The following is a 26,142-nucleotide window of genomic DNA, read 5'->3' as shown; positions in this document are numbered from 1 at the left end:
TCTCTCACTTATCTAAGAACCATATATTCATTGTTTCTCTATCTGACATAATCATTCTGCATCTCACTATAATATCGTAATTCATTTTATTTGTTTAGCCTTTGGCTGTCATAAATTCCGTGAACTTCTTTTTGAACTGTGCTTTAGTCAGCTTATCAGGCTTAAATATATGATTAACATTAAGCAATCTGCCCATGGTAATTTTTCTCTGAATGAAACGGTTTATTATCCAAAGTATAACATTCAAAGCCGCAAATGTCAATATTTTCTGCGAAAAAAGCCTAATTAAAATACCGGATGACGTATCACAGCCTTGTACACGACTTCGATCTCGATTTTCTCACAAATGTTCCCCACAGAACATTTGTATCAGGCATGGTATTTCAATATAAAACGACCCCCGTTTCGTCGAGGGTCGTGATATTATATACTATTAATTTACGGTAGTTCGCTTCTTTTCGGGGTGCATCTCATAGTAGTGCTTTTTGTCGAGATACATCCTTTCGTCCGCAAGGCGCAGAGCTTTGTGTACCTCAGCCGTGCTGTCCTCATAGGCATAGCCTATCGCGAATACCAGATCGGAATATTTTTTCGAAACTTCCCTGAGTTCCTCAGTCTTCCGACAAAGCTCTTCCTCTGTAACACCTGTCAGCATCACAACGAATTCATCGCCGCCCGCCCTAAAAATATCACGGGAATTGAATACCTCCTGCAAAGCATAAGCTGCCTTTTTCAGCAGCTCATCACCTGCGATGTGGCCCTCGCTGTCGTTCACGACTTTCAGTCCATTCAGGTCGGCGAATACTACGCCCACGGACTTGCCCGATCTTCCTTCTACAAGGTCATCCACATAGTTGTTCATCTCATTGCGGTTCATCACGCCCGTCAGCATATCCTTTGAGCTGAGAACGTGCAGCCTGTCCATCATCTTGAAGCTGTATATCTCAGAAGCCAGTATGAACGTGGTGAGTTCAAGGGTCTCCTTGATGGTATCAGCCACCTCAGCGCTGAAGTTTATCGCCCATATATAGCCCAGCAGCTCATTTTTGAACTCCAGCGGGAACAGAACTATGGTCTTGCCGCCTGCGCTTGTTATAGATTCATGCCATACAGGATTTCTCTCCCGCACTACTGCCATCTCGCTGTCATTCTTTACAACAAGACAGTTGCTTCCCGCAATGGTATTCTCCCATGATTCGGCTATATCGTAAAAATCATCAGTAAGATAATTCTCCATCGAAACAAGCTTCGTATCCTTTGAGAAAGCCTCGCAAAGCACCGAGCACGAACGCTTCGCCTTATCCATAAGCAGAATACAGCAGTTCTCCGAATCACAGAGATCACGGATATCCTCACATATCTCATTCATGATCGTTCTGAAATCATCGGTACTTCTCAGCTTGATACAGGTCTCAAGCACCGCAGATGCGATATCCGCCGATATGGTGGACATCCTCTTTGCATCGGGCTTGAAGTTTATCTCCATTATGTACATACAGTAATGCAGGTCACCCTCATCGGGACCCAGCGGCAGAAACGACATATTGAACCACACATCATACCTTGCAGGGTGCGCATATGCGTGCAGAAGCTTTTTCTCCACTGCTGCACGGTAGCAGGAATCTTCAAAGTTGAGATCACGGTTGAGATAGTTAGTGTACTCACTGTTGGGCACAAATTTTCTCGTAAGCATCTCAACATTCTGCATCGGGCGCTCGATGGTATCAAGATAAGCGCGGTTGCCTGTAACTATCCTGAACTTCATCGGACTCCCGTCCGCAGGAGTTTCAACAGATACTACACAGGCAGCTTTGGATATACTGTCAACAACATTCTGAAAATCCATATGCTCCTCCATTCTGCCGGACTGCCCGTACATCGTCCGGCAATAGATTTGGTGTTACATATATTATAGCACAATGTCATAGAAATTTCAAGTATTATTCAACAATTTAGACATAATTTTCTCACAATTAACCATCAGTATTCAACGTATCGTTGATCCCATGAGACTTTTTCAGGTTAACTGTAGCTATGCCCGCACCTATAAGCAGAAGCGCCGCAACATATTTTATGCCCAGCTGTCCCGATTCACCCAAAAGCACTGCCGAAAGCATAACGCCCATGACAGGGTTCATAAAACCGAATACCGATATCTTTGAAACATCGTTATGTTTAAGGAGTATCCCCCAAAGTGTGTATGCCACACTGGATACCAGCGCCAGATAGATAAGCAGTGCCACAGCCTTGAAAGATATATGAGAAGCATCATCACTGCTACCGCCCGAGACCATCATACCGCACTGACCGACAAACGTCATCACCGCGCCGCCGAATATGAACTGCCAGCCGCTGAAAAGCACGGTGTCATGTTCCGATGAATACCTCTTTATCATCGAAGAGGATACTCCGTAGCACAGCGCCGAAAGTGCCACAAGACCGTCACCCGCAGGGCGGAATTCAAATCCCGCAGGAGTTATCTCCACAAGCACCACTCCCGCAAGCCCCAGCAGACAGCCTGCCATCTTCCGCACCGTAAGCTTTTCCATTCTCAGCACTACGCTGGCTATGATTATGGCGAAAAAGTTAGTCATGGAATCCACCACAGCCGAATTCACGCCCGTAGTGTGGGCGACCCCGATATAGAAGAAAATATACTGCCCTATGGTCTGGAATAGACTGAGGAACATCACCTTTCCCCATTCGTCACGCTGCGGGATAAGCAGTTTTTTACGCGCCGCACCTGCAAAAGCTATCACAAGTATCCCCGCAAGGAAAAATCTTATCCCCGCGAATCGTATCACTTTCCAAGTTTCGTCCCCGCCGATATCCCACAGTTTGTAGCCAATCTTTATTGATGGCACAGCGCTCGCCCACAGAAAACAGCATAGCAGTGCCCCCGAGAATACCGCAAGTTCCTTTTTTAAACCTTCCATTACATCACCCGAAATGATTATACACCATATTTTTGTATAAATCAAGAACCCGCGTAAAAAAGCCACCCTGACGCTTTTTTTCATTATTCTTTCTTTATCCCCTTGCGTTTTGCGGGAAAATAGTGTATAATATAATAGATAATTTGTGTTTGCAGATAAGACTGTGACATAAAGACATTGAAATAAAGGAGAAATTACAATGACTAAGGCACAAAAGTACTTCAATGCAATAAAGGATAAAAGAGTTGCTTTCATAGGTGTGGGCGTGAGCCATACCGACCTTATTAAGGTATTCCTTTCCAAAGGCATAAACTGTGTTATCTGCGACAAGCGTGAAGAAGACGAGTTCGACCCTATGCTGATCGAGGATTTCAGATCAAAGGGCTGTGAGTTTTCACTGGGCGAGAATTATCTCGATGAACTCTTCAACTGCGATATAGTTTTCCGTACCCCCGGTATGTACTACAATGACCCTGTTCTTACAAAGGCAAGAAAGCAGGGTGTTGTAATCACTTCAGAGATGGAGACTTTCTTCGACCTCTGCCCCTGCAAGACCTACGCACTGACTGGTTCTGACGGCAAGACCACCACGACCACTCTCGTAAGCGAATTCCTCAAAGCCGAGGGCAAGCGCGTACATCTGGGCGGAAACATCGGCAAGGCTCTGCTTCCTCTGGTTGAGACCATCTCCGAAACAGATGTGGCAGTATGCGAGCTTTCAAGCTTCCAGCTGATATCCATGCGTGAAAGCCCCGATGTTGCGGGCATAACCAATATCCGCCCCAACCACCTGAACGTTCACGGCACTATGGAGGAATATACCCTTGCAAAGTGCAATATCCTCGACCACCAGAACGCATATTCAAGAGCTGTACTCAGCTTTGACGATGAAGTTACCCACGGTCTTGAAGACCGCGTCCGCGGTGACCTGGCATGGTTCAGCATCAAGGAAAAGCCCGATAACGGAGCATTCCTACGTGAAGACGGTATGCTTTGCTACAACGAGCGCGGAAAAGTCACCGAGTATGTACATATGAAGGATATCAAGATACCCGGTATGCACAACGTTGAGGACTACCTCACCGCCATAGCTATGACCTACGGCGAAGTAAAGCCCGAGACCGTTGCAAAGATAGCAAAGGAATTCGGCGGCGTTGAGCACCGTATAGAATTTGTAAGAGAACTGGACGGCGTAAAGTATTACAACAACTCCATAGCTTCAAGCCCCACAAGAGTTCTTGCCTGCCTGGCAGCATTCGACCAGAAGCAGATAATGATACAGGGCGGCTCCGATAAGGGCGTAAGCTTTGAGCCTATGGCTGCACCTATCTGCGATAAGGTAAAGGTGCTGATACTCATGGGTCAGACCAAGGACAAGATACGCGCCGCAGTTGAAGCAGCTCCCAATTTCAAGGGCAGCGGACTGAAGATAATCACCGTAAAGGATATGGCAGAAGCAGTGCGCACTGCCCGCGAATACGCAGAAGAGGGCGATATCGTTTCGCTGACACCTGCCTGCGCAAGCTTTGATATGTACCGTATGTTCGAGGACAGAGGCAGACATTTCAAGCAGCTGGTAAACGAACTCAGCTGATACCGTAATGCAAAATACAAATGATCCTAGCCCCCGAACGGAGGACTTATAATGATATATCAGACCAAAGATATCGACCTTGCGCTGATAAACAGGCTCAGGGACAATAATTACAGCCGACGGATAAAGTCGCACTTTCTCGCCTACGGCACAAAATATGACTTCCTGCGGTTCTTCTTCATGGACTACAAGGGCGAAAGACTGGGAATGTTCTCTGAATTCAACAGCGCACTGATGATATCGACTTTTGAGGGCAAAGAACTGCCCGATGAAATGCTCGAAGAACTTGCGGGCTTCGTGCGTATGCTGAAACCGTTCTCGGTTGAGCTTGAAAGGCAGTACGGCGAAAAGCTGGCAGTCCTTTTAGATGATGAATACCGCAGTGAAAAGCGTACCGAATTCACATATTCTCCCACAGGCAAGCTGCCCCCGCTGGAGGTGGACGAGCTTCCCAAACTGGACGATGTTTACAAGATACTCGCCCAGTGTTTCCCGAGGCTTGAAGACAGCTATGAGATGTGGCTGACAGATACTTCCCACCGCATACGTCGTGGACTTTCGCAGTCATTCCTTATGGGTGACTATACCACCGCTACCATACAGTACATAATAGACAAGATAGCGCTGGTGGGTCAGGTGGGCACAGTACCCGAGGAACGCGGAAAAATGCACGCGAGAACTCTGCTTTACTGGATAGGCGAAAGACTATGGCAGCAGGGCATTTCCGTGAAGTTATTCGCAAGACCTCACAGAGTGAGCTATTATGAAGAGATAGGCTTCAAAGCCATGGGCATAGATACAGTCCTTGAAAGACGGGACGAAAAGCCCAGCCATTAACAGATAGAAAAATAAGAACAAAAGAACAGATAAAGGAGCGATCCTATATGATGAAAAGAAGAAGTTCCGGCATAAACATCAAAACGATCCTGACACTGATATTTGCCGTGCTTACCGTAATAGTACTGGCGACCGGCATACAGAGCAAAAAATGTCCCAGAAACTGTACAGTAGAAGTAGAAGTCATGCCTGTGGACTATGAAGTGAATGAATATACGGACGAAGACGGCGACCAAAGGAAGGATTACTACGTTCGCTGTATATACGAGTACAAGGGGAAAAAGTATCCTTGCGAAGCGAAGTTTAAAGACGCCTCGTATTCAAGTCCCGCATACTATATGTACAAGAAAAAAATAATGATAGATCCCAATGACCCATCTAAATATTTCGTACCGGGTACAGGTGGAGTGAACTTCACCCTGCTTGCGATCTTCGCTACGCTTACAGTAGTTTTCGGACGCGACGCTTTTTAGATATACGGTGCGATATATGAAGTTGAGGAACCTATGCTGAAAAAAGATCTACTTGAGGTGAAATAATTGACAAACATTTTTGGAATAGATGAAAAGATACTCGCCCTTGCCGCACAGGCTGAGAGCGAGTGTACAGAGGTCTTTGCGGAGATAGACCGCATCGCCGAGATAAACGGGCAGAAAGTACTGAAAGCCTTTATCGACAACCGCGTGAGCGAGGGCTGTCTGAAAGGCACTACGGGCTACGGCTACGGTGATATCGGCAGAGATACTGCGGATAAGGTTTACGCTCAGGCGCTGGGGGGCGAAGATGCCATAGTCAGACATACTTTCGTCAACGGCACCCACGCACTTTCCACCGCGCTTTTCGGTATACTCCGCCCCGATGATATGCTGTGTTTCCTCACAGGCGCACCCTACGATACCCTCGAAGGCGTTGTGGGCAAAGAGGGTGACACAGGCTGCGGTTCGCTGAGAGATTTCGGCGTGAAGAGCAGCATAGTCGAACTGAAAGAGGACGGCACTCCCGACCTTGAAGCCATAGCAATGGCGGCTAAGGACGCGAAGGTCGGATACATACAGAGGTCACGGGGATATTCCCTCAGGCCTTCATTTACTGTCGATGTGATAGCATCTGTAATCAAGGTGGCAAAAGACGCAAATCCCGATATAATAATCCTGACAGATAACTGCTACGGCGAATTTGTTGAGGAGAAAGAACCTCTGGCTGTGGGCGCTGACCTTATAGTAGGTTCGCTGATAAAGAACCCCGGTGGCGGAATAGCAAGCACAGGCGGATATATCTGCGGTCGCGCAGACCTTGTGGAGAAATGTGCAGACAGACTCACCTGCGTAGGCATGGGCAAAGAGGTAGGCTGTTCGCTGAACATGAACAGAGAGATACTTCTTGGATTCTTCCTCTGCCCCCAGACAGTGGCAAATGCCCTGAAAACTTCGGTCTTTGCCTGCCGACTTTTTGAAAAGATGGGCTACAAGACCCTCCCCGAAAGCAGTGAAAAGAGAACGGATATCATCGCTTCTATACTGCTTAAAAACGAAAAGAACCTTACAGCCTTCTGCAAGGGCATACAGAAAGGCAGCCCCGTTGACAGCTATGTTACTCCCGAAGCATGGGATATGCCGGGCTACGAGAGCAAGGTCATCATGGCGGCGGGCGCGTTCACCATGGGTGCAAGCATTGAACTTTCTGCCGATGCCCCAATACGCGAGCCTTACGCAGTATGGCTCCAGGGCGGCATAACCTACCCCAGCGGAAAAACAGGCATAATGCTGGCGGCACAGGAGATGCTGAATGAGGGGAATATCAAACTCTGATATGACACCTGAGCTTTTTGAAAAGATAAGCCGCATATGCGGGCTTGGCAGGATAATTTCTGCACCCCAGCCACTGACAGGCGGGTATATGCACAAGATGTATTCGCTTTTCACTGAAAACGGCAGATATGCGGTGAAACTCCTTGACCCCTATGTTATGGCGCGTCCCACGGCAGCTGAAAATTTCGCCAAAGCCGAAAAGTATGAGCGCCTGCTTGAAGAGAAAGGTCTGCCGATAGTGCCTGCACTTGTATTTGATGAAAAAAAGATGCAGTATACCGACGGCAGATACTTCTACGTATATAACTACTTTGACGGCAAAGCCCTGAAAGACAAGGAAATAACACAAGCCCACTGTTGTAAGATAGGCTCGGTGCTTGCCGATATCCATTCCATCGGAAGACAAAGCGAAGGCTTTGTCCCTGATATGCAGGATATCAACTGGGACGGCTATATAAGTCGGATGGCGGACATTGACAGCGAACTTTACAAGCTTCTCTCCGATAACCGCGGTCTTCTGTATGAAAGCATGAAGAAAGGCAACGCGGCAAAAGCTAAACTTCCTCGGGATATATCGATGTGCCACAATGATATGGACAGCAAGAACGTCCTGTGGAAAGGCAGTAAATTCGGCATAATAGACCTTGAATGTCTTGACCTTTCATCGCCTGTTACAGAAGCCTTTGAACTGGCGCTGTGCTGGTCGGGGTATGAAAGCTGTGCTATCGATCTCACTTTGATGGATAGCTTTGTTTCAGCGTATCTGGGCTCGGGCGGAAGTCTTGGCTGTGACGCGGAGACACTCTACCACAGCAACTGCGGCAGGCTGGAATGGCTTGAGTACAATATCCGTAAAACTTTAGGTGAAGAATGTGCCGAAGAGGACAGAGCTTCTGCCATGGCACAGGTAAAAGAAACAATGGCACACGTTATATACTACCACGATGCAAAATCGGATATAGTGAACTCCCTTGAAAACATAACCAAAGGAGGATAACATGAGATTCAAATGCGGATGCTGCGGTGCAGAAGTAAAAAAAGAACCTAAAGTACCCAAGGGTTTCGTAGGCTGGGCTTACTGCTGTGATGACTGCATCATGGAATGGCTAGAAAGCGGCGAAGAAATACCGCCCCTTGACAGCGAATCCTGGATACGTCGTGAGACAAGACCCGAGGTAGGGGAGATATGCGACATACGGGTCAGAAAGCCCTTTGATGAAGAGATAGGTGACGAATTCTATATGCAGTTGAAGTCGCCAAGAGACTATTATACGGACGAGATGACAGATGAAGTCATAGCCTGCGGCGGTATCATCAAATGCAGGTTTGAAAGCGTTGTTTCCCGTGATGATTATATCGCTTGGATCAAAGTCAGGGTGCTTGAAGTTTTCATGAACGATGAGCTTTATAAAGCATTTGATGAATATGAGAGAGAAGAGCCACTTGTTTCTGACTTTGAAAGATTAAATTATGATACTGGAAAATGGCGCGGTCTGTTATTATGGGACGGTGGTGGAGACATCGGCGAGTATTGTGACATCTATACCGACAGCGACGGCAGGGAACACCTTGTTTTACAGGGATTTTGGGATTATCACAACGAATATGTATACTTCGGTAACATAGTTTCAAACAACAGAGAACAAACAAATGATAGTAAAGATAACCGATAAGGATACCAAAAGAAATATAGCAAGAAAAGTCCTTGACGCCCTTGACCAGTGGTTTGAGGTGGAGGAAAGCCGTGAAAAATTCATCGCGGAAAGCGCAGGGCAGACCTTTATCGCGGCTGAGGAAAACGGCGAATACGTCGGTTTCCTGTGCCTTAAACAAACAGGAAATGCCACCATCGAGCTGGCAGTGATGGGCGTTCTTAAAGAGTACCACCGCCGCGGCATAGGCAAGGCACTTTTTGAAGAAGCGGTAAAGACCGCAAAAGCCGAGGGCTATTCATTCATGCAGGTCAAGACCGTCCGCATGGGAATGTACGAAGACTATGACAGGACAAACCTTTTCTACATCTCCTGCGGCTTCAAGGAACTTGAAGTGATAAACGAGATATGGGGAGACGAGAACCCATGTCAGATATACATAATGTCCCTGTAAAAGGGCTTAAACGAACAATAAATTATCAAAGAGGAGTTGATAACTATGGCTGAGATATTCAGTGTAACAGTCAGCGAAATAGTCAAGCAGCTGGGGCTGGAACTGCTTTATGCGCCCGATAATATCGATGAACTGATAGTCACCGATAACGACTGCAACCGTCCGGGACTTCAGCTTATGGGATTCTATGAGTACTTCAATGCCGAGCGTATACAGATATGCGGCAACATGGAGTTCGCGTACCTTGCTTCCATCGATGAAGAAGTAAGAAGACAGAGGCTGGACGCACTTTTTGCAACAAAGATACCCATGTTCATCGTGGCAAGAAGCCATGAGCTCTATCCCGAAATGATAGATATAGCTTCAAAATACGGCGTGCCCATAGCCCGCACATCTGACAGCACCACAGCTTTCATCGCAGCACTTATAGGCTACCTCAATGTTGAGCTTGCACCCCGTATCACCCGTCACGGCGTGCTTATCGAAGTTTACGGCGAGGGCATACTCATCGTGGGCGAAAGCGGCGTAGGTAAGAGCGAGACCGCTATCGAGCTTGTCAAGAGAGGTCACCGTCTTGTGGCTGACGATGCTGTTGAGATAAGAAAGACCTCCAGCAGAACTCTGGTAGGTCAGTCCCCTGACAATATCAGGCATTTTCTGGAGCTCCGCGGCATAGGTATTATAAATACCAGAAGACTGTTCGGTATGGGTGCCGTAAAGATATCCGAAAAGATCGACCTGATAGTTCAGCTTGAACCCTGGGACAGCAAGAAGATATACGACCGCATGGGCGTGGATAACGAGTATACTTCCATACTGGGCATAAAGATACCCAGCCTTACCATACCCATAAAACCTGGCCGTAATCTGGCTGTTATACTGGAAGTTGCCGCTATGAACAACCGTCACAAGAAGATGGGCTACAACGCGGCGGCAGAGCTTCTTCAGAACCTCGGTCTTGAAATGGATACCAAGGAATCCGTTAAGAACTGGGACGCATTCTGATAAAGCTTACATACGGCATGGTACGTCTTATTGCCGCGATTTGCTATAACTGCCGGTCGCATGATATCATCATGCCGCTAAATGCCAAAAATACCACTCGTATGTTTTGGCACCAATAAACAAACAAGGAGAAGAACAAGTGAAAGAACTTGATATGAATACACGTTCATTGCTGGAACTGGCGGAAGAACTGGAATGCAGAGTATTCCCGAACGAGCCGCTGGATAAACACAACACTTTCCGTATCGGCGGGTGCTGCACGGCAATGATAGATATAAATTCGCCCGATAATCTCTCCCACCTCTGGGAGGAAGCTAATCGTCTGGGCATCAGGACGATGGCACTGGGCAACGGCTCGAATGTACTGTTCGATGACCGCGGCTTCGACGGTGTGATCTTCCTGATAGGAAGCTCGATGGATAAGATATATATGAAAGACGAAAATACCATCGTGGCACAGGCAGGCTGTCCACTGCTGAAACTTTGCCGTTTCGCACTGGAACACTCCCTCAGCGGACTTGAATTCGCTTACGGTATCCCCGGAAGTGTGGGCGGCGCTATCTTCATGAACGCAGGCGCTTACGGAGGAGAGATAAAGGACGTTATAAAATACGGCAGAGCCGTTGACCGTGAAGGCAGACAGTTTGAATACAAGAACGATCAGATGAAGTTCGGTTACAGGACCAGCAGATTCATAGAAAGCGGCGAACTGATAGTCGAAGGCGAATTTGAACTGCCGGGCGGAAGCTATGACGAGATCCAAGATAAAATGGTAGATCTCATGGGTCGCCGCCGTGATAAACAGCCCCTGAATATGCCCAGCGCAGGCAGTACCTTCAAAAGGCCAACAGGCGAAGGTCTTTTCGCAGGCAAGCTTATTCAGGACAGCGGACTCAGAGGTTTCTCCGTTGGCGGAGCGCAGGTCAGCGAGAAGCACTGCGGCTTCGTAGTAAACAAGGGCGGCGCCACCTGTGCCGACGTTCTTGAACTTATCAGACAGGTGCAGGATAAAGTACATAAAGATTCAGGCATAATGCTTGAATGTGAGGTAAGATACATACCTTACGAGGCTTAAAGGCTCCCGTTAAATAAGGGTTAAAAGGGGGATGAATAAAATGCAGTTCGTAGTAGTAACAGGTATTTCAGGTTCGGGCAAATCAACCGCTATCGATGTGCTGGAGGATATAGGATATTACTGCATAGATAATATGCCGCCCGAGCTTATGGTAAAGTTTGCTGATATATGCGCACAGTCCGACGGCAATTTCGATAAAGTCGCTTTCGTTGCAGATGTGCGCGGCGGAGCACTTTTCTTCAAGCTAAAGGACGCTATAACAGATATGCGCAATATGGGCATAAAAGTCAAGGTTATCTTCCTTGATTGCAGCGATGAAGTAATAATGCGCCGCTATAAGGAAACACGCCGCAGGCACCCTCTCTATGAGATAGCCAGCGGAAATATACGCGATGCCATCGAGACAGAGCGCAGACTTCTGGAATCAGTTCGGGACGATGTTGATTATTATATCGACACCTCTTCCACCTCAACAGCTGAATTCAAAGGAAAGATGTACGATATTTTCCTCAGTGCGGGACAGTCCGCTATGAGGATAGAAGTTCGCTCTTTCGGATTCAAGTACGGTGTAATGAACGATGCAGACCTCACTTTCGACGTAAGATGTCTGCCAAATCCGTTCTATATTCCCGAGCTAAAAAGCAAAACAGGTCTTGATTCCGCAGTTTCGGGATATGTCATGAGCTTTGAGGAAGCACAGACTCTTCTTGAAAAGCTCACCGATCTCATAGACTACCTTATCCCTTTGTACGAAAAAGAGGGAAAGGCACAGCTGGTAATAGCTTTCGGCTGTACAGGCGGCAAACACAGGAGCGTCACCTTTGCGGAGGCTGTTGCAAAGCACCTCACCGACCAAGGCAAGACCATCAGGCTGGCTCACCGCGATATCGAAAAGAGATAATTATAGTAAACAGCAAGGCAGCACCCACGTTATCAAGCGTGTGATGCTGCCTTTTTTTCATTGTGAAGTACTCTCCGCAACAGATACCATATCCTCTGCGAATATCCCGTAACCTCGTGTGGGGTCATCGATGAACACATGGGTAACAGCCCCGATAAGCCTGCCGTCCTGCATAATTGGCGAGCCGCTCATGCCCTGCACTATGCCGCCTGTTTCACTTAATAGACGTTCATCAGTGATGTGTACCACAAGGTCATGCTCCGCGCCGTCGCTAAGGTCGATATGCTCTATCTGCGCAGAATAAGGCTCGGGAGCTTTGCCATCGGTTGAGGAATATATCTGCGCACTGCCTCGGTGTACCTCTTGCTTATAGCCCAGTTCGACTTCTTCCTTATCATCGGGTGAATTCTCAAGCGTCCCGAAAAGCCCAGCCTCGCAGTTCAGCTTTATCTCCCCGAGAACCTCATCCCCCGAAAATTCTCCAAGCAGCTGCCCGGGAGAACCCTCCTCCGAGGGTATAAGCCCCGTTATCTCGATGTCTCCCACAGCCCCCTCGGAAAGTGGCAGTATATTACCTGTATCACTGTCACAAACCGCGTGACCGAGCCCGCCGAAGACTCCGCTGTCCTTGTCAAAAAATGTCAGCGTACCTATTCCGGCCGAGGAATCCCTCACCCACATTCCCGCCTTATAGCCGCCCTCAAAGTACGCGGGTTCAAGCATAACGGTCTTCTCCTTGCCGCCGCGCCTGTAGACCACCTCGCACCCGCTCTCACGGCACCGCCTTACTTCTTCGGAGATATCGCGGTTTGAACGTATATTCCTGCCGTTGACGGTTACAATTATATCACCTTTGCGTATGCCGCACTCCCTTGCAGGACACCGCCCGCCCACATCGGTGAGTTCAACAACTATCACGCCGTCCGTAAGAAGCTTTATCCCGAAAGTCTCACCACAGGGCACAAGCTTAGGTCTTTCAATGCAAACCGCCGTAACATCCTTCACAGGCACAGCCCCGAAAAGCATCAGCGTACTTTCCCTGCCGCGTGATGCTTCCTCCGATATATCCTTCAATGCCGTCATGTAGGAGCGTTTCACAGGCCGCGATGATATGCTGAAAAACGTGTTCAGCTCCAGTTTCCCGTCATGCGCCACGCTGTAACTGTCAGGCAGAGTCCTGTCATAAAACCCAGCCACACTAAGCAAAGTCAGCCCCACAGCCCCCGCCGCCGCGGCTGCCCGCTTGAAATGATATTTTGATATTTCCATTTTATTCTTCCTTTTCCATAAATTTTCAACTTACGGCTGAATACCGAAGTCATTACTATTGTTGACAGTCAGCCGCGTTTGATTCAGCCGCCCGAAAAAGTATTATTTGTTATGGCAAAAAGAAGTAAACTTTTTTCAAGTACCGTTTCAGGCAGATTTTAACTTTTTTGCCGTCCTTTATATATTTTCGCCTGTTGCAAAAAGCAGTCCGATGTGCTATAATAAAATACGGCTTTTCGCCGTAATCAGATCAAGAAAATGATAGCATATTAAAGAGGTAAAAAATGTCAAAAAAGGATAGACTTAAAGCGCAGTCCCAGAAACAGATACGAGAGCGCCTTGAACGCGAGGAAGAAGAGCGCGAGGAACGTGAAGCTGCCCGAAACAGACAAAGCAAGTCCGCAAAAAAACTGCTGTATAAAACCAAATACGGTCGCTACGGCAAGGAACCTCTGGGATTCCTGTTTATGCGACTACTTATTCTGGTACCATTCGCATGGTCAGGCATATACTACGGACTTATCGCAATATTTGGCACCTTCGGCGGATATATCGACCCCCAGCCGCCAAAATGGGTGGGCTGGACAATGCTTGCAGGCGATGCACTGGTACTTGCGGGCATAATTATAGAATACCTTAAAAAGCATATCCCCGCTTTCGTTTTGATCGTCACAGGAACAGGGCTGTACCTGAAAGCTTCACAGTACTTTATCAACTACCTCTCCGATAAACTGGATAAAGTGTATGTTGAGGAAGAACTGCGCAACATCGACCGCGAATATATGCAGCGACATTACCCCATGACAGCAGTTGCCGCACTCGAAACTGTGATACTCGTCTGGTGGATAGTTTTGAAGATCATCGAAGCCAAAAAGCGTAAACACGAGCAGGACACAGCACCTGTCAAGTCCATCGTTGAGGAATAACAAACCCGCTGAAAACCACCAAAGGGGAGCTTTTGCACAAGCTTTTCGCGAAAGGCTTGCGGGGAGCCACAGTCAGCAACGCTGACTGTTAAGGGCAGAGCCCTCGCATCAAGGCGCAAAGCAATAATGCCTAGCAAACCATAAGAGGAAATCAGACTACCCGCCCTGTCAAAAAGGCGCGGCACGCGGTCGACGCAGTCACCGCTACAAAAATCCGAGCGTAGACAATACAAACGTCTACGCTCTTTCTATCTGCGGAGAATTATTGCCGCGCCTGAAATCAACGGCGGTACGCTCGTTGATTTCTCGACCCGAGGAACGAGGGGCGAAAACTTGCAAACCGGCGAATACCAAAGTATGCGCGGGCATTCCAAACGATGCGACCGTATGCATACGCTAAAACTATGTGCGAAAAACAACAAACTTTCGGCATTAAATATCCGACTATCTCAAAAACCTAAACTTCCCTGCTCCGCCCTACAACGGATCACCGGCAGTCCCGCCGAAAAAATCCGCGGGACTGCCTAAATTATTAATAAAATATGCTTGACATCTGCAATACACAATGGTATAATTAATTTTGTATATTTTAGGCGCGGGTTAAATAGAACAGCTCCCGCCAAGAAAAGGTGTGTGAATAATTTGAAGTACGAAGAACTGGCAGGAAAGCCCAACATTCCCGAAATTCAGGAAGATGTCCTGAAATTCTGGAAAGACGAAAGCGTATTTGAAAAATCGGTCAACAAGGAAGCTCCCGAGGTCGTGTTCTATGACGGACCTCCGTTCCCAACCGGAAAGCCTCACCACGGTACTATACTGGTATCGTTCATCAAGGACATGATAGCCCGTTACTGGACAATGAAGGGCTACAAGGTCCCCAGAGTATGGGGCTGGGACTGCCATGGTCTGCCTATCGAGAACCAGGTCGAGAAAGATCTCGGTATCGATGACAAGAACTACATCGAGAATACTTTGGGTATAGACAAGTTCAACGACAAGTGCTTTGAGCTGGTAAGCGGCAATAACGAAGCATGGAAGGAATACGTTGAGCAGATGGCGCGCTGGGTAGATTACGACGGCGCATACAAGACCATGAACCCCACTTTCATGGAGAGCGTTATGTGGGCGTTCAAGCAGTGCTACGATAAGGGACTCATCTACCGTGATTACAGAGTTACCCCCTACTGCACACACTGCGAGACCTCTCTTTCTATCTCAGATACAAGAGAGTCCGACTCCACAAGACCCCGTCAGGACAGATGGATAATCACAAAGTTCAAGACTGAGGAAGTTATCGACGGCAAGCCCGTATTCTTCCTGGCATGGACAACTACTCCCTGGACACTGCCTTCAAACCTGTGTCTGGCAGTAGGCAAGGATCTTGAATATGCTTTCTGCGATGTAGGCGACGAGATATTCATCGCTTGTTCCGCAGTTCTTCCAAGATATGACAAGATCTTCGGCAAGGAACCCAAGATAGTAAAGACCGCAAAGGGCGAGGAACTGGTAGGCAGAACTTACGAGCCTCTGTTCCCCTATTTTGCTGATCTTAAAGATAAGGCATTCAGAGTTGTTACCGCTGACTATGTAGGCGCTGACGAAGGTGTTGGTATCGTACATACCGCTCCTGCTTTCGGTGAGGACGACTACTGGACCTGCAAGAACAACGGCATCCCGCTGGTGAACCCCGTTGACGCAAAGGGCAGATTCACCGAGGAAGTCACCGACTTCTACGAGAAGGACGGCGAAAAGAACGTTATCGAGATGAACCCCACAGTTATCCGCTTCCTGTACGAGCAGGGCAAGGCTGTTGCTGACGGTACCATCGAGCATAACTATCCTCACTGCTGGAGATGTAAGAGACCTCTGATCTACAAGGCTATGGATGCCTGGTACTTCGATGTTACCAAGATCAAGGACAAGCTGATAGCTCAGAACGAGAATATCAACTGGGTACCCGAAACAGTAAAGCACGGCAGATTCGGCAAGTGGCTTGAAAATGCCCGTGACTGGAATATCTCCAGAAACAGATACTGGTCAACTCCTATCCCGATATGGGAGTGCGACAAGTGCGGCAAGAGAGTCGTTCTCGGTTCTATCGACGAGATCGAAGAAAAGAGCGGCGTAAGACTCACAAACCTGCACAGACAGTATATGGATAAGATCAAGTTCAAGTGCGACTGCCCAGACTGCGACGGCACTATGGTAAGAGTACCCGAAGTTCTCGACTGCTGGTTTGAGAGCGGCTCTGTTCCTTTCGCACAGAAGCACTATCCATTTGAGAACAAGGAATGGTTCGACAGCCACTTCCCATCTGACTTCATAGTTGAGTATACCGGTCAGATCAGATGCTGGTTCTACTACCTGCACGTACTCAGTGTGGCTCTGTTCGATAAGCCCTGCTTCTCCAACTGCGTAGTACACGGTACTATCCTGGCTAAGGACGGCAAGAAGCTTTCCAAGTCCTCCAGAAACTATACCGACCCCATGGAGCTGATGAAGAAGTTCGGTACCGATGCATTCAGACTGTACCTCTATCAGACAAACGCTATGCTGATAGGCGATCTGCAGTTTGATGACAACGGCATATCCGATGCACTGCAGCAGATAATCTTCCCCCTGTGGAATGCCTGCAACTTCTACATCTCCTATGCAAATATAGATGATTTCAAGCCCGAGAGCCTGACACCCCCGACTTCCGACAACCAGCTCGACCGCTGGATGCTGGCTAAGCTGTGGGAGGCTTCCGACGCTATTTCCAAGAATATGGACGCCTACTTCGTAAACAAGTATGTCGAGAACCTTATTGAACTGGTAGACGGTCTGACCAACTGGTTCATCAGACGTTCCAGAAGACGTTTCTGGGAGAAGGGTCTCAGCGAGGACAAGAAGAACGCTTACGAAACACTGTACTATGTACTTGTGAATATGTGCAAGCTCTTCGCACCTGCTGCTCCTATCATCGCAGAGAAGCTGTATAAGACACTTACAGGCGGCTACTCCGTTCACCTTGAAAACTGGGCAGATATACCCGAGAGCTTCCGTGATGACAAGCTGCTTGACGAAGTTAAGCTGGTTAGAAGTGTCATCTATCTCGCAAGATCTATCAGAAGCAAGAACAACGTCAAGAACCGTCAGCCCCTCAGTGAGCTGTGCGTAGCACTCAGCGACAGCGAGGGCAACAGCGTTGTTGAAAGCTTCAAGGATATCATCGCAGAAGAGCTCAACGTTAAGTGCGTGAAGATACTGGAAAGCGCAGACAGCGTTGCAGAGATCAAGTACGCTCCTAACTTCAACGAGATCAGAAACAGATATCCCGACAGGATACCCGATATCATCAAGGCTGTCAAGAGCGGCAAGTTCAAGCTTGGCGAAAAGGCAGTACTGAATATCAACGGTACAGACGAAGAATTCGATGCTGAAGTTATCCTGGTGACATATCAGGCTAAGGCAGGTCAGCACGTTGCTTCCGATAAGGGCATCGTTGTTTCCCTCGACCTTACCATCACCGATGAACTCCGTGATGAAGGTTTCGCAAGAGATATCGTAAGAAGCATTCAGGACGCACGCCGTAAGCTGGGCTGCGCTATCACCGACCGCATCTCCATGAAGCTGACAGGCGATGTTCCCGCTTCTTGGGTTGATTATATCTGCGGCGAGACACTTTCCGATAACAGCGATTTTGCCGAGGGCGATACTTCCTACGAAGTAGAGTACGAGGACGGCAGAAAGGTTACTGTATCACTTAAAAAATAATACTAAGGCTTCGCACCCCGTTTCCGCCGAGCGGAGGCGGGGAGTGCGTTTGAAAGGATAAGTCAAAATGAAAGAATTATCAAAGACCTACGACCCTCGCGAAGTTGAGAGCCGTACATATAAGGCATGGGAAGAGGCAGGCTGCTTCCGCGGTGTTGCCGACCCCAAGAAAAAGCCCTATTCCATAGCTATGCCGCCCCCGAACGTAACAGGTCAGCTGCATATGGGTCACGCTGTTGACAATACCATGCAGGATATCCTCACACGTTTCAAGAGAATGCAGGGCTATGCCGCTCTGTGGATACCCGGCACCGACCACGCAGCTATCGCTACCGAAGCTAAGATAGTTGAGGCTATGCGTCAGGAGGGTCTTACCAAGGCAGACCTGGGCAGAGACAAGTTCATGGAGAGAGCATGGGCATGGAAAGAAAAGTTCGGCGGACGTATCGTTGAACAGCTGAGAACTCTCGGCTCTTCCTGCGACTGGGAGAGAGAGCATTTCACTATGGATGACCAGTGCTCAAAGGCAGTACTGGAAGTATTCGTAAAGCTTTACGAAGAGGGTCTCATCTACCGCGGCAACCGTATGGTAAACTGGTGCCCCAAATGCCAGACATCTATATCTGATGCCGAAGTTGAGTACGACAACAAGGACGGCAATTTCTGGCATATCCTCTATAAGGTAAAGGAAACAGGCGAGTTCCTTGAAATTGCTACCACACGTCCCGAGACTATGCTGGGCGATACCGCAGTTGCAATAAACGAGGAAGACCCCAGATATAAGCACCTCCACGGCTGCCACGCTATACTCCCTCTCCTCGATAAGGAGATACCCATAGTATGCGATGAGCACGCTGATATGGAAAAGGGTACAGGCGTAGTTAAGATAACTCCCGCCCACGACCCCAACGACTTCGAGGTTGGTCAGAGACATAACCTGCCCAGCGTAAGATGCTTCACCTATGACGGTCACATGACAGGCGCTGAGGATAAGGCTGCTTATGAAGAGCTTAAAGCCAGCGGCATGATGACCGAGGGAGAGCCCGAGGTTCTCGACTGCGGCAAGTACGCAGGCATGACCACAGCCGAAGCAAGAAAAGCTATCGTTGCCGATCTTGAAGCACTTGGTCAGCTTAAAGAAGTAGAACCTCTGAAGCACGATGTAGGCACCTGCTACAGATGTCATTCTACAATCGAGCCCATGATATCCAAGCAGTGGTTCGTTAAGATGAAGCCTCTGGCTGAACCTGCAATAAAGGCAGTTGAGGACGGCAAAATCAAGTTCGTTCCCGAGAGATTCACCAAGACTTATCTCAACTGGATGAACAATACCCGCGACTGGTGCATCTCCCGTCAGCTGTGGTGGGGTCACCGTATCCCCGCATGGTACTGTGCTGACTGCGGCGAGATCAACGTAGCCAAGGAAGCTCCCTGCAAGTGTAAAAAGTGCGGCAGCACCAACCTCACTCAGGACGAGGACTCCCTTGATACATGGTTCAGCTCTGCACTCTGGCCTTTCTCTATACTGGGCTGGCCCGATAAGCAGTCTGACGACTTCAACTACTTCTACCCCACCAGCACACTGGTAACAGGCTATGATATCATAGGCTTCTGGGTAAGCAGAATGATATTCTCGGGTCTTGCCTACACTGGCAAAGCACCTTTTGATACCGTACTTATCCACGGTATAGTTAGAGATTCCCAGGGCAGAAAGATGTCAAAGTCTCTTGGCAACGGCATCGATCCTCTGGAAGTTATCGACCAGTACGGCGCTGATGCTCTGAGATTCATGCTGGTACAGGGTTCTTCTCCCGGAAACGATATGCGTTACAGCGAAGAAAAGATCGTTGCCATGAGAAACTTCACCAACAAGATCTGGAACGCTTCCAGATTCCTGCTGATGAACATGACCATCGACAAGGTAGAGCTTCCCAAGGAGCTGACCCTTGAAGATAAGTGGATACTCTCCAGCCTGAACAAGGTAATCAAGGAAGTTACCTACAACCTCGAACACTTCGAGATGGGCGTAGCTGCTCAGAAGGTATATGACTTCATCTGGAACAGCTTCTGCGACTGGTATATTGAGCTGGCAAAGAACCGTTTCAACGGTGAAGATGCTCAGGCTAAGAAGAACGTTGAGAACGTTCTGGCTTATGTACTGACAGATATCCTGAAAATGCTCCACCCCTTTATGCCTTTCATAACCGAGGAGATCTATCAGGCTCTGCCCCACGATGAGGGCTACCTGATGATGCAAAGCTGGCCCGAGTACAAGGCTGAGCTCGACTTCCCCGCTGACGAGGCTAGAATGGAGAAGATAATGGAAGCTGTACGCGCTGTACGTGAATGCCGTTCGGGTCATAACGTTCCCAATTCCAGAAAGGCGCACATCACCATAGTTACAGCAAATACCGCTGACTATGCCGAAGCTGCTGACTTCCTGAAGAGACTGGCAAGCGCTTCCGAGGTTACAGTTACCGCTGAAGATCCTGCTGATGCAAACGGAATGGTAACAGTTGCTACCGCCGATGCTAAGCTGCTTCTGCCCCTGAGAGAGCTTGTTGATATCGAAGCTGAAAAGGCTCGTATCACCAAGGAGCTCGAAAAGGCAAACAAGGAACTGGACTTCGTAAACAGCAAGCTGAACAACGAAAAGTTCATGTCCAAGGCGCCCGAAAAGGTAGTAAACGAAATACGCGAAAAAGAGGTAAAGGCAAAAGCCCTTGTTGCAAATCTCACCGAGATGCTGAACAATCTCTGATAGATCAGCCCATTACCACACCGCTTAAAAAAGTGAAATATTATGTTGACGTTATCTTCCTTACTATCATTTTAACCTGTTAAGTATGGTGTGTCCGCGGGTATAAGCATATAATAAAATCAGCCATAGCACAAAACGTGCTATGGCTTTTTTATGTCGTTTTCTATTACGTTGTAAGGTCTTTTATGTACCGCGCTGAGTAGAAATTGCTGCCCACCAGATAAGCGCCGCGCTCTATCATCTCAACAGCGTCACCAACCTTGTCACAGCTGAATATCACAGGTTTCAGCTTCTTATCTTTAAGGAGCTCCGCCGTTTCTTCGGTGTAGGTCTGTGATACCATGGAGATAGTATCTATACCGTATTTCTTGCATACCGCGAAGGCTTTATTACGGTACTCTTCCCGCTCCGCCGGGTCGGTGGAATCTTTCAGAAAATACACTATCGTGCAGTCGCATTCCAGCGTATTCCAGAACTTGATGTCCTTCTCACGCTGAAAGCGTATCATCGTCCGCTTTTTCCCAAGCCCCGTGGCTTTCAGTATCTTCGCCGTCTCTTTCAGCAGAGCTTCATGCTGTTCCTTTGGCGGTATGCCAATGTCTATCATCAGCCGTGTGTTGCCCCTGACAGCAAATTCCTTTGCCACATCTTCAAAACTGCAGGTCTTGTACTTTCCGTCATACCTCGCCCCAAGAAAATCCTTCTCGGGCATACCCAGACGGCTCTGGTCGTTCATCTCAAACCCCAGCATTTTCAGGTTCTTCTCCGACCAGCTGTTCACACATACCGCTTTCAGGTCACTGGTCAGCCGCACATCAGCTTCAAAGACCGTACAGCCGCTCTCCAGCCTGCGCTTCATCTCATTAAGATTGTTTATCGCCTTGTACTTGTGCTGTATGCCGCCCAGCCCGACTTCCATTATCTTGTCCGCCAGCTGACCCTCATACTTTTTGCCTCTCGGCTTGCACTCTTTCCATAAAAATTTTTTCAATTCCAGCGGTGCCAGAAGCTTGCTAACAGCCCCCGCGGACTTTCCGCCCTCAAACATAGCCCTGTCCAGCATCAGCAGAACTTTGTCCGCGCTGATTTCATCGGGCTCTATGTATCTGTCTGGAGTACCGATCTTCTCCCCCCACATTCTCAGCTTGTCGTTCCATACAAGCCCAATGCAGGGCAGTCCCAGCGCACAGGAGGTTATGCAGGCGTGCATTCTCACTGCCACCACAGCCTTGAATCCGCACAGATACCTTACCAGCTGTCTTGCTGAACCCACCTGCGGCATCTTTTCACAGCCCAGCATCTCGCAAAGCTTCACCGCGAACTTCTCATCGCTGTCAAAACCGTTGGTGAATATCTTCCATTTCAGCCCACGCTTCGTCAGCTTATCAGTAAGCTCTTTCCAGAAAGCCAGCATATATTCCTCGTCAATGCCCTCAGCACCGTAATCCGCAAATATATCGCCCCGAGCCACATTCAGCCCGATAACATCGCTCTCTGCAGGAACTTCGTTATATACCTTGTCCGCCCATACCGCGGTATCGAACACAGGCTTGACCCTCAGCCCCCTGCGGTAAGCGTACTTTTTCCTGAAAAGCTCAAAATCGTCCCTGATGGTGACAGCCTTTACCGCTTCGGAGTTCAGAGCTTTTTTCAGCCGCTGGCACCGATCGTCCTTTTCGTCGTAGCCCTCTACGCCCATGGCATTCAGGAACACAGGCACATCGCATTTTTCAGCCTCGTCAACTATCTCCGAGATACGCTCGCAGAAATCCTCATGCTCATATTTGATAAGTCCGCCACCAGCGAATATCACAGCGTCAACGTATCTTATCTGATGCAGATCACAGCTCATAATGCTGTATTTCAGTATCTTAGTGGTCTTGTCAGCCCTGCCCAGAACCTTATGAAGAAGATACTCCGTACAATCGGCAATTATCGTATCTCCGTAATTCTTGTTGGTTATACATACCAGAAGTATTTTCAATCCCCGTTCCATATCGAGATAAGCCCCCTTATGCGCTGTTTGGTGACGACACCGCGCTATAATAATTATAACATATTGTCATTCAAAAGTAAAGAGTTAAGTAAATTTTACATTAAATTGCATAATTATTTATACCTGATGTGAACTTGCGTTAACATCGGCTTTTCATACACCCGCACACAGTAATTGAGGAAACTCATCACAAAAAATCTTTCGGATTTTCACAGTATCTTTACTTTTTAATGATACTATGTTACCGCAATATAAATACGGATTTGAGAAAGCAAGGATCTCGGCTGCAAGATGATGTATCTTTAACGGCTGATATTAACTTTTACGGACATAGAATGAGCGTATGCACTGGTTTTGCATACGCTCGTGTTTTTGTAGCGGTGACTGCGTCGACCGCGTGCCGCGTCTTTATTAGGTCGGAAGATTGTTTTGCTATTAATAGCACGGTTGCCGCGAAATTGGCCCGTCCGGCCGAGGACCTTTTCGCAAAAGGCTTGACCCAATGTTCACTAGCGATAAAGCGCTAATACCGCCTTATGCGGCTTTTTTGCGCCTGTCGAAATCTCTGCCGTCAAGGACAATCCTCGACTTTACAACATTGAACCTGAAAATGATCTCGATCTCCTGCTGCCTGTGTCCGCTGGATTTATCGGGTTCATGGACTATTATCCTTTCGATCATTTCTCGCAGGTTCTTTGGTGTCAGCTCGTCGATGTGCTTTATCTTCTTGACTAGCTCGATGAAATCATGGATGTCCGAGCATTTCTGCTCCTTGTCCTCAATGAACTTGGTAAGCTCTGCGACCTTGATTCTGAGCTGTTTCTGCTCGTTCTCATAGTTCTTAGACATCACTTCAAATCGTGAATCGCTGATCTTGCCCGAAACATTGTCCTCGTAGAGCCTTGTAAACAGCCTATCCAGCTCGGATATTCGCTTTTCGGACTTTGTCAACAGTTTTTTCGCGTTCTTGACCTCGCTCAGATACTCGGCATTTCTGCTGTCAATAGTTGTGCGAACGAATTCCTCTTCATTCTTTGTGACTGTATCGAGAATGCTGTTCATCTCCGCAAGGACTACCTGTTCAAGCACCACCGTCCTAATATAATGCGCGGAGCAAACCTTGCTGTCATACGAATAGCTTCCGCATTTAAAATGCTCAGTGCTTTTGCCCTCTTTCGAGTGCCGGCAGATATACATCAGTTTGCCGCAGTCGGCACAGTAGACTATCCCCGAGAACGGGTTGATCTCGTTCGTCTTCTGCTGGCTCCTTCTGTTTTTGCGTATCTCCTGAACTACGTCGAAATCCTGCTGGCTGATTATCGGCTCATGAGTGTTTTCAAAAACTACCCTGTCTTCAATGGGATTTGTCAGCGTTTTATGGCACTTATAGGACTTCTGGCGTGTCTTGAAGTTGACTATCTTGCCCAGATACTCCTGCCTTTCCAGTATTCCCACCACCGACTTGCAGTTCCAGCGGTAGGGCTTTTCACAGGTTATCTGTCCTGTCGATCTCAGCTCATTATAGGCAGTCGGTCGAAGTATTTTCTCGTCTCTCAGGATATTTGCGATTTTACTCGGACCATAGCCCTCGATACAAAGTCTGAAGATCTTCTTGACAACAGGCGCAGTCTCTTCGTCAATTACCCATTGATCTTTGTCATGCTCAGACTTTTTGTAACCGTAGGGCGCGATAGGTGACAGCGGCTTGCCAGACATTCCTTTAGCCTTGAAAACAGCTTTGATCTTCTTGGAAGTATCACGGGCGTAAAAGTCGTTAAACACATTGCGGAACACCATCATATCGTTCTCAGACTTCTGAGTATCCACGTTGTCGTTTATTGCGATATAACGAACGTCGTGGTCAGGAAAAATCATTTCAATATATTGACCTGTGATCAGATAATCTCGACCCAAACGGCTCAAATCCTTAGTGATTACCGTGCCTATTTTTCCGTTCTCCATATCTCTGACCATGCGCTGAAAATCGGGTCTGTCGAAGTTCGTTCCCGACCAGCCGTCATCGACATAGAACTCGGTGTTATGGAAACCATTCTTCTTAGCGTAGTCCAGAAGCATGGCTTTCTGATTTGTTATACTATTGCTCTCGCCCTGCAGATCATCGTCATTACTCAATCTGCAGTACAATGCTGTGATCTTGTCTTTCATTCATTCCTCTCTTTCCGACGATCACAGCGGATCATACAAATTATAGCACAAATGTTCGTGGCTGTCAATACTAAATTTTCAGATGACCCGCTGTTCCTTCGGTTATTTATGCCGTTAAGACGACATCGCTATGCATATCTCTTTTGTTACCAAACGCTGGAGCAGATCTTCCAGTGATTCCCCGCATTCAAGGTCGAAGTAGGTTTTGACGATGTAGGTCGTGTGACCGATCTTGTACTCCCTCACCGAATTCAGCTCGTAGCGCGGGTTCTTCTGTTCTTCTTTTGTAAATATTGTATCCAAATTAGTTCTCCTTCCGCGATGAAAGGAGGTGATTGTGCTGTTTTGGCAGTGGCGAAAAAACTACCTTAACAGCCCTGCCGTCAGGCATCACGACAGGTATGCACGGAGATTATGTTTTTTGTGCAGGTTTATTTTAGGAACATCGTTGACCGAAGCGGGCAATGCTTCGGTGTTTGTATTTCTGTTCTCGGGATCAAAGGTTGGCTAGGTCTTTTTCCCCGGGAACAGTGGTCTTTTTACATTGGACTCACCTTACCTTTTCTTCATTTATCTTTTATGCTGATTCGCTACCATCGTCCGAATGAACGACTTTGTCCGCAGATTCAGTTTCAGCCGCATTTACATTTTCTTCGACAGACTGTTCTTCCTGATTTTCAGCCTTAGCCTTTTCCAGTTCCAGCTTATGCTTGGCAATAATCTCATCGACGAACTCCACGCAATCCTCATGCATGAACATGAAATCGATGATTTCACCATATTTGTTCAGCGGCAGAGCGATACTCATTTTACTTCTGAACTTTTTGCCGACTGCCTGATTAGTCACCATTTCGGCTTTCTCCAGTTCTTCGACAATCTCGGCATCGAGCTTCTTTTTCGCAGTCCGCATGGTTTTCATTTTATTTTGCAGCCGCGTCATCTCATCTTCATACTCTTTTGACTTCTCGATCTTTTCTTCTGTTGTCAGCTTTTTATTACTCAATGG

20 protein-coding genes are annotated in these 26,142 nt (G+C 47.8%); 13 read left to right on the top strand and 7 right to left on the bottom strand.

From position 1 onward, the window contains the following. Positions 1–433: 433 nt before the first annotated feature. On the bottom strand, positions 434–1,846 hold the full coding sequence (locus BM265_RS05570) for a sensor domain-containing diguanylate cyclase (protein WP_074960579.1): 1,413 nt from the start codon (positions 1,844–1,846) through the stop codon (positions 434–436). A gap of 127 nt (positions 1,847–1,973) precedes the next feature. Then, positions 1,974–2,936, bottom strand: a complete 963-nt coding sequence (locus tag BM265_RS05565; protein WP_074960651.1) for a DMT family transporter — start codon at positions 2,934–2,936, stop codon at positions 1,974–1,976. 199 nt (positions 2,937–3,135) lie between these two features. Between BM265_RS05565 and murD the strand changes: the two genes are divergently transcribed. From murD to rapZ, 10 genes are all read left to right on the top strand, one after another. After that, positions 3,136–4,530, top strand: coding sequence for a UDP-N-acetylmuramoyl-L-alanine--D-glutamate ligase (murD, locus tag BM265_RS05560; RefSeq protein WP_074960578.1), 1,395 nt, complete (start codon positions 3,136–3,138; stop codon positions 4,528–4,530). Positions 4,531–4,581: 51 nt separating this feature from the next. Beyond that, positions 4,582–5,367, top strand: coding sequence for a GNAT family N-acetyltransferase (locus BM265_RS05555; RefSeq protein ID WP_074960577.1), 786 nt, complete (start codon positions 4,582–4,584; stop codon positions 5,365–5,367). A 47-nt stretch (positions 5,368–5,414) separates the two neighbouring features. Beyond that, positions 5,415–5,840 (top strand): hypothetical protein, encoded by a 426-nt coding sequence (locus BM265_RS05550; RefSeq protein WP_074960576.1) that lies wholly within the window; start codon positions 5,415–5,417, stop codon positions 5,838–5,840. A 66-nt stretch (positions 5,841–5,906) separates the two neighbouring features. Next, the gene (locus BM265_RS05545) at positions 5,907–7,175 is read left to right on the top strand and encodes a methionine gamma-lyase family protein (protein WP_074960575.1); all 1,269 of its coding nucleotides are present in this window, start codon (positions 5,907–5,909) and stop codon (positions 7,173–7,175) included. After that, positions 7,153–8,172, top strand: a complete 1,020-nt coding sequence (locus BM265_RS05540) for a phosphotransferase (RefSeq protein WP_074960574.1) — start codon at positions 7,153–7,155, stop codon at positions 8,170–8,172. Before BM265_RS05545 ends, BM265_RS05540 begins: the two co-directional genes overlap by 23 nt. A 1-nt stretch (position 8,173) precedes the next feature. After that, a complete protein-coding gene (locus tag BM265_RS05535; RefSeq protein WP_074960573.1) occupies positions 8,174–8,848 on the top strand; it encodes a hypothetical protein in 675 nt (224 codons plus the stop codon). After that, positions 8,826–9,281, top strand: a complete 456-nt coding sequence (locus BM265_RS05530) for a GNAT family N-acetyltransferase (RefSeq protein WP_074960572.1) — start codon at positions 8,826–8,828, stop codon at positions 9,279–9,281. Before BM265_RS05535 ends, BM265_RS05530 begins: the two co-directional genes overlap by 23 nt. A gap of 45 nt (positions 9,282–9,326) precedes the next feature. After that, positions 9,327–10,286, top strand: coding sequence for an HPr(Ser) kinase/phosphatase (hprK, locus tag BM265_RS05525; RefSeq protein ID WP_074832917.1), 960 nt, complete (start codon positions 9,327–9,329; stop codon positions 10,284–10,286). A gap of 139 nt (positions 10,287–10,425) precedes the next feature. Beyond that, on the top strand, positions 10,426–11,361 hold the full coding sequence (murB, locus tag BM265_RS05520; protein WP_081358373.1) for a UDP-N-acetylmuramate dehydrogenase: 936 nt from the start codon (positions 10,426–10,428) through the stop codon (positions 11,359–11,361). A 40-nt stretch (positions 11,362–11,401) separates the two neighbouring features. Beyond that, complete coding sequence (gene rapZ / locus BM265_RS05515; RefSeq protein WP_074960571.1) at positions 11,402–12,262, top strand: RNase adapter RapZ; 861 nt, start codon at positions 11,402–11,404, stop codon at positions 12,260–12,262. Positions 12,263–12,319: 57 nt separating this feature from the next. Here rapZ and spoIVB read toward each other — a convergent pair whose 3' ends face one another. After that, the gene (spoIVB, locus tag BM265_RS05510) at positions 12,320–13,531 is read right to left on the bottom strand and encodes a SpoIVB peptidase (RefSeq protein ID WP_074960570.1); all 1,212 of its coding nucleotides are present in this window, start codon (positions 13,529–13,531) and stop codon (positions 12,320–12,322) included. Between the two features lie 284 nt (positions 13,532–13,815). Between spoIVB and BM265_RS05505 the strand changes: the two genes are divergently transcribed. The 3 genes from BM265_RS05505 to BM265_RS05495 all read left to right on the top strand — a co-directional run bounded on the left by BM265_RS05505 (position 13,816) and on the right by BM265_RS05495 (position 20,974). Continuing rightward, positions 13,816–14,457: a hypothetical protein gene (locus BM265_RS05505; RefSeq protein ID WP_074960569.1), complete on the top strand. Its 642-nt coding sequence runs from the start codon at positions 13,816–13,818 to the stop codon at positions 14,455–14,457. A gap of 633 nt (positions 14,458–15,090) precedes the next feature. Then, on the top strand, positions 15,091–18,213 hold the full coding sequence (gene ileS / locus BM265_RS05500; protein ID WP_242940783.1) for an isoleucine--tRNA ligase: 3,123 nt from the start codon (positions 15,091–15,093) through the stop codon (positions 18,211–18,213). 67 nt (positions 18,214–18,280) lie between these two features. Further along, positions 18,281–20,974 (top strand): valine--tRNA ligase, encoded by a 2,694-nt coding sequence (locus BM265_RS05495; RefSeq protein WP_074960567.1) that lies wholly within the window; start codon positions 18,281–18,283, stop codon positions 20,972–20,974. 166 nt (positions 20,975–21,140) lie between these two features. On the opposite strand, the gene BM265_RS05490 is transcribed toward BM265_RS05495, so the two are convergent. The 4 genes from BM265_RS05490 to BM265_RS05475 form a co-directional block, all read right to left on the bottom strand. Further along, positions 21,141–22,970: a polysaccharide pyruvyl transferase family protein gene (locus BM265_RS05490; protein ID WP_074960566.1), complete on the bottom strand. Its 1,830-nt coding sequence runs from the start codon at positions 22,968–22,970 to the stop codon at positions 21,141–21,143. Between the two features lie 534 nt (positions 22,971–23,504). Next, on the bottom strand, positions 23,505–25,136 hold the full coding sequence (locus BM265_RS05485) for a recombinase family protein (RefSeq protein WP_074960565.1): 1,632 nt from the start codon (positions 25,134–25,136) through the stop codon (positions 23,505–23,507). 114 nt (positions 25,137–25,250) lie between these two features. Beyond that, entirely contained in the window at positions 25,251–25,439 is a 189-nt protein-coding gene (locus tag BM265_RS05480; RefSeq protein ID WP_074960564.1) for a transposon-encoded TnpW family protein, read from the bottom strand. Positions 25,440–25,713: 274 nt separating this feature from the next. Next, positions 25,714–26,139, bottom strand: coding sequence for a hypothetical protein (locus BM265_RS05475; RefSeq protein ID WP_074960563.1), 426 nt, complete (start codon positions 26,137–26,139; stop codon positions 25,714–25,716). Positions 26,140–26,142: the final 3 nt, after the last annotated feature.

The organism is Hominimerdicola alba, assembly GCF_900112155.1.
Lineage (GTDB): Bacteria > Bacillota > Clostridia > Oscillospirales > Ruminococcaceae > Hominimerdicola > Hominimerdicola alba_D.
This window is presented reverse-complemented; position numbering and strand designations above follow the sequence as displayed.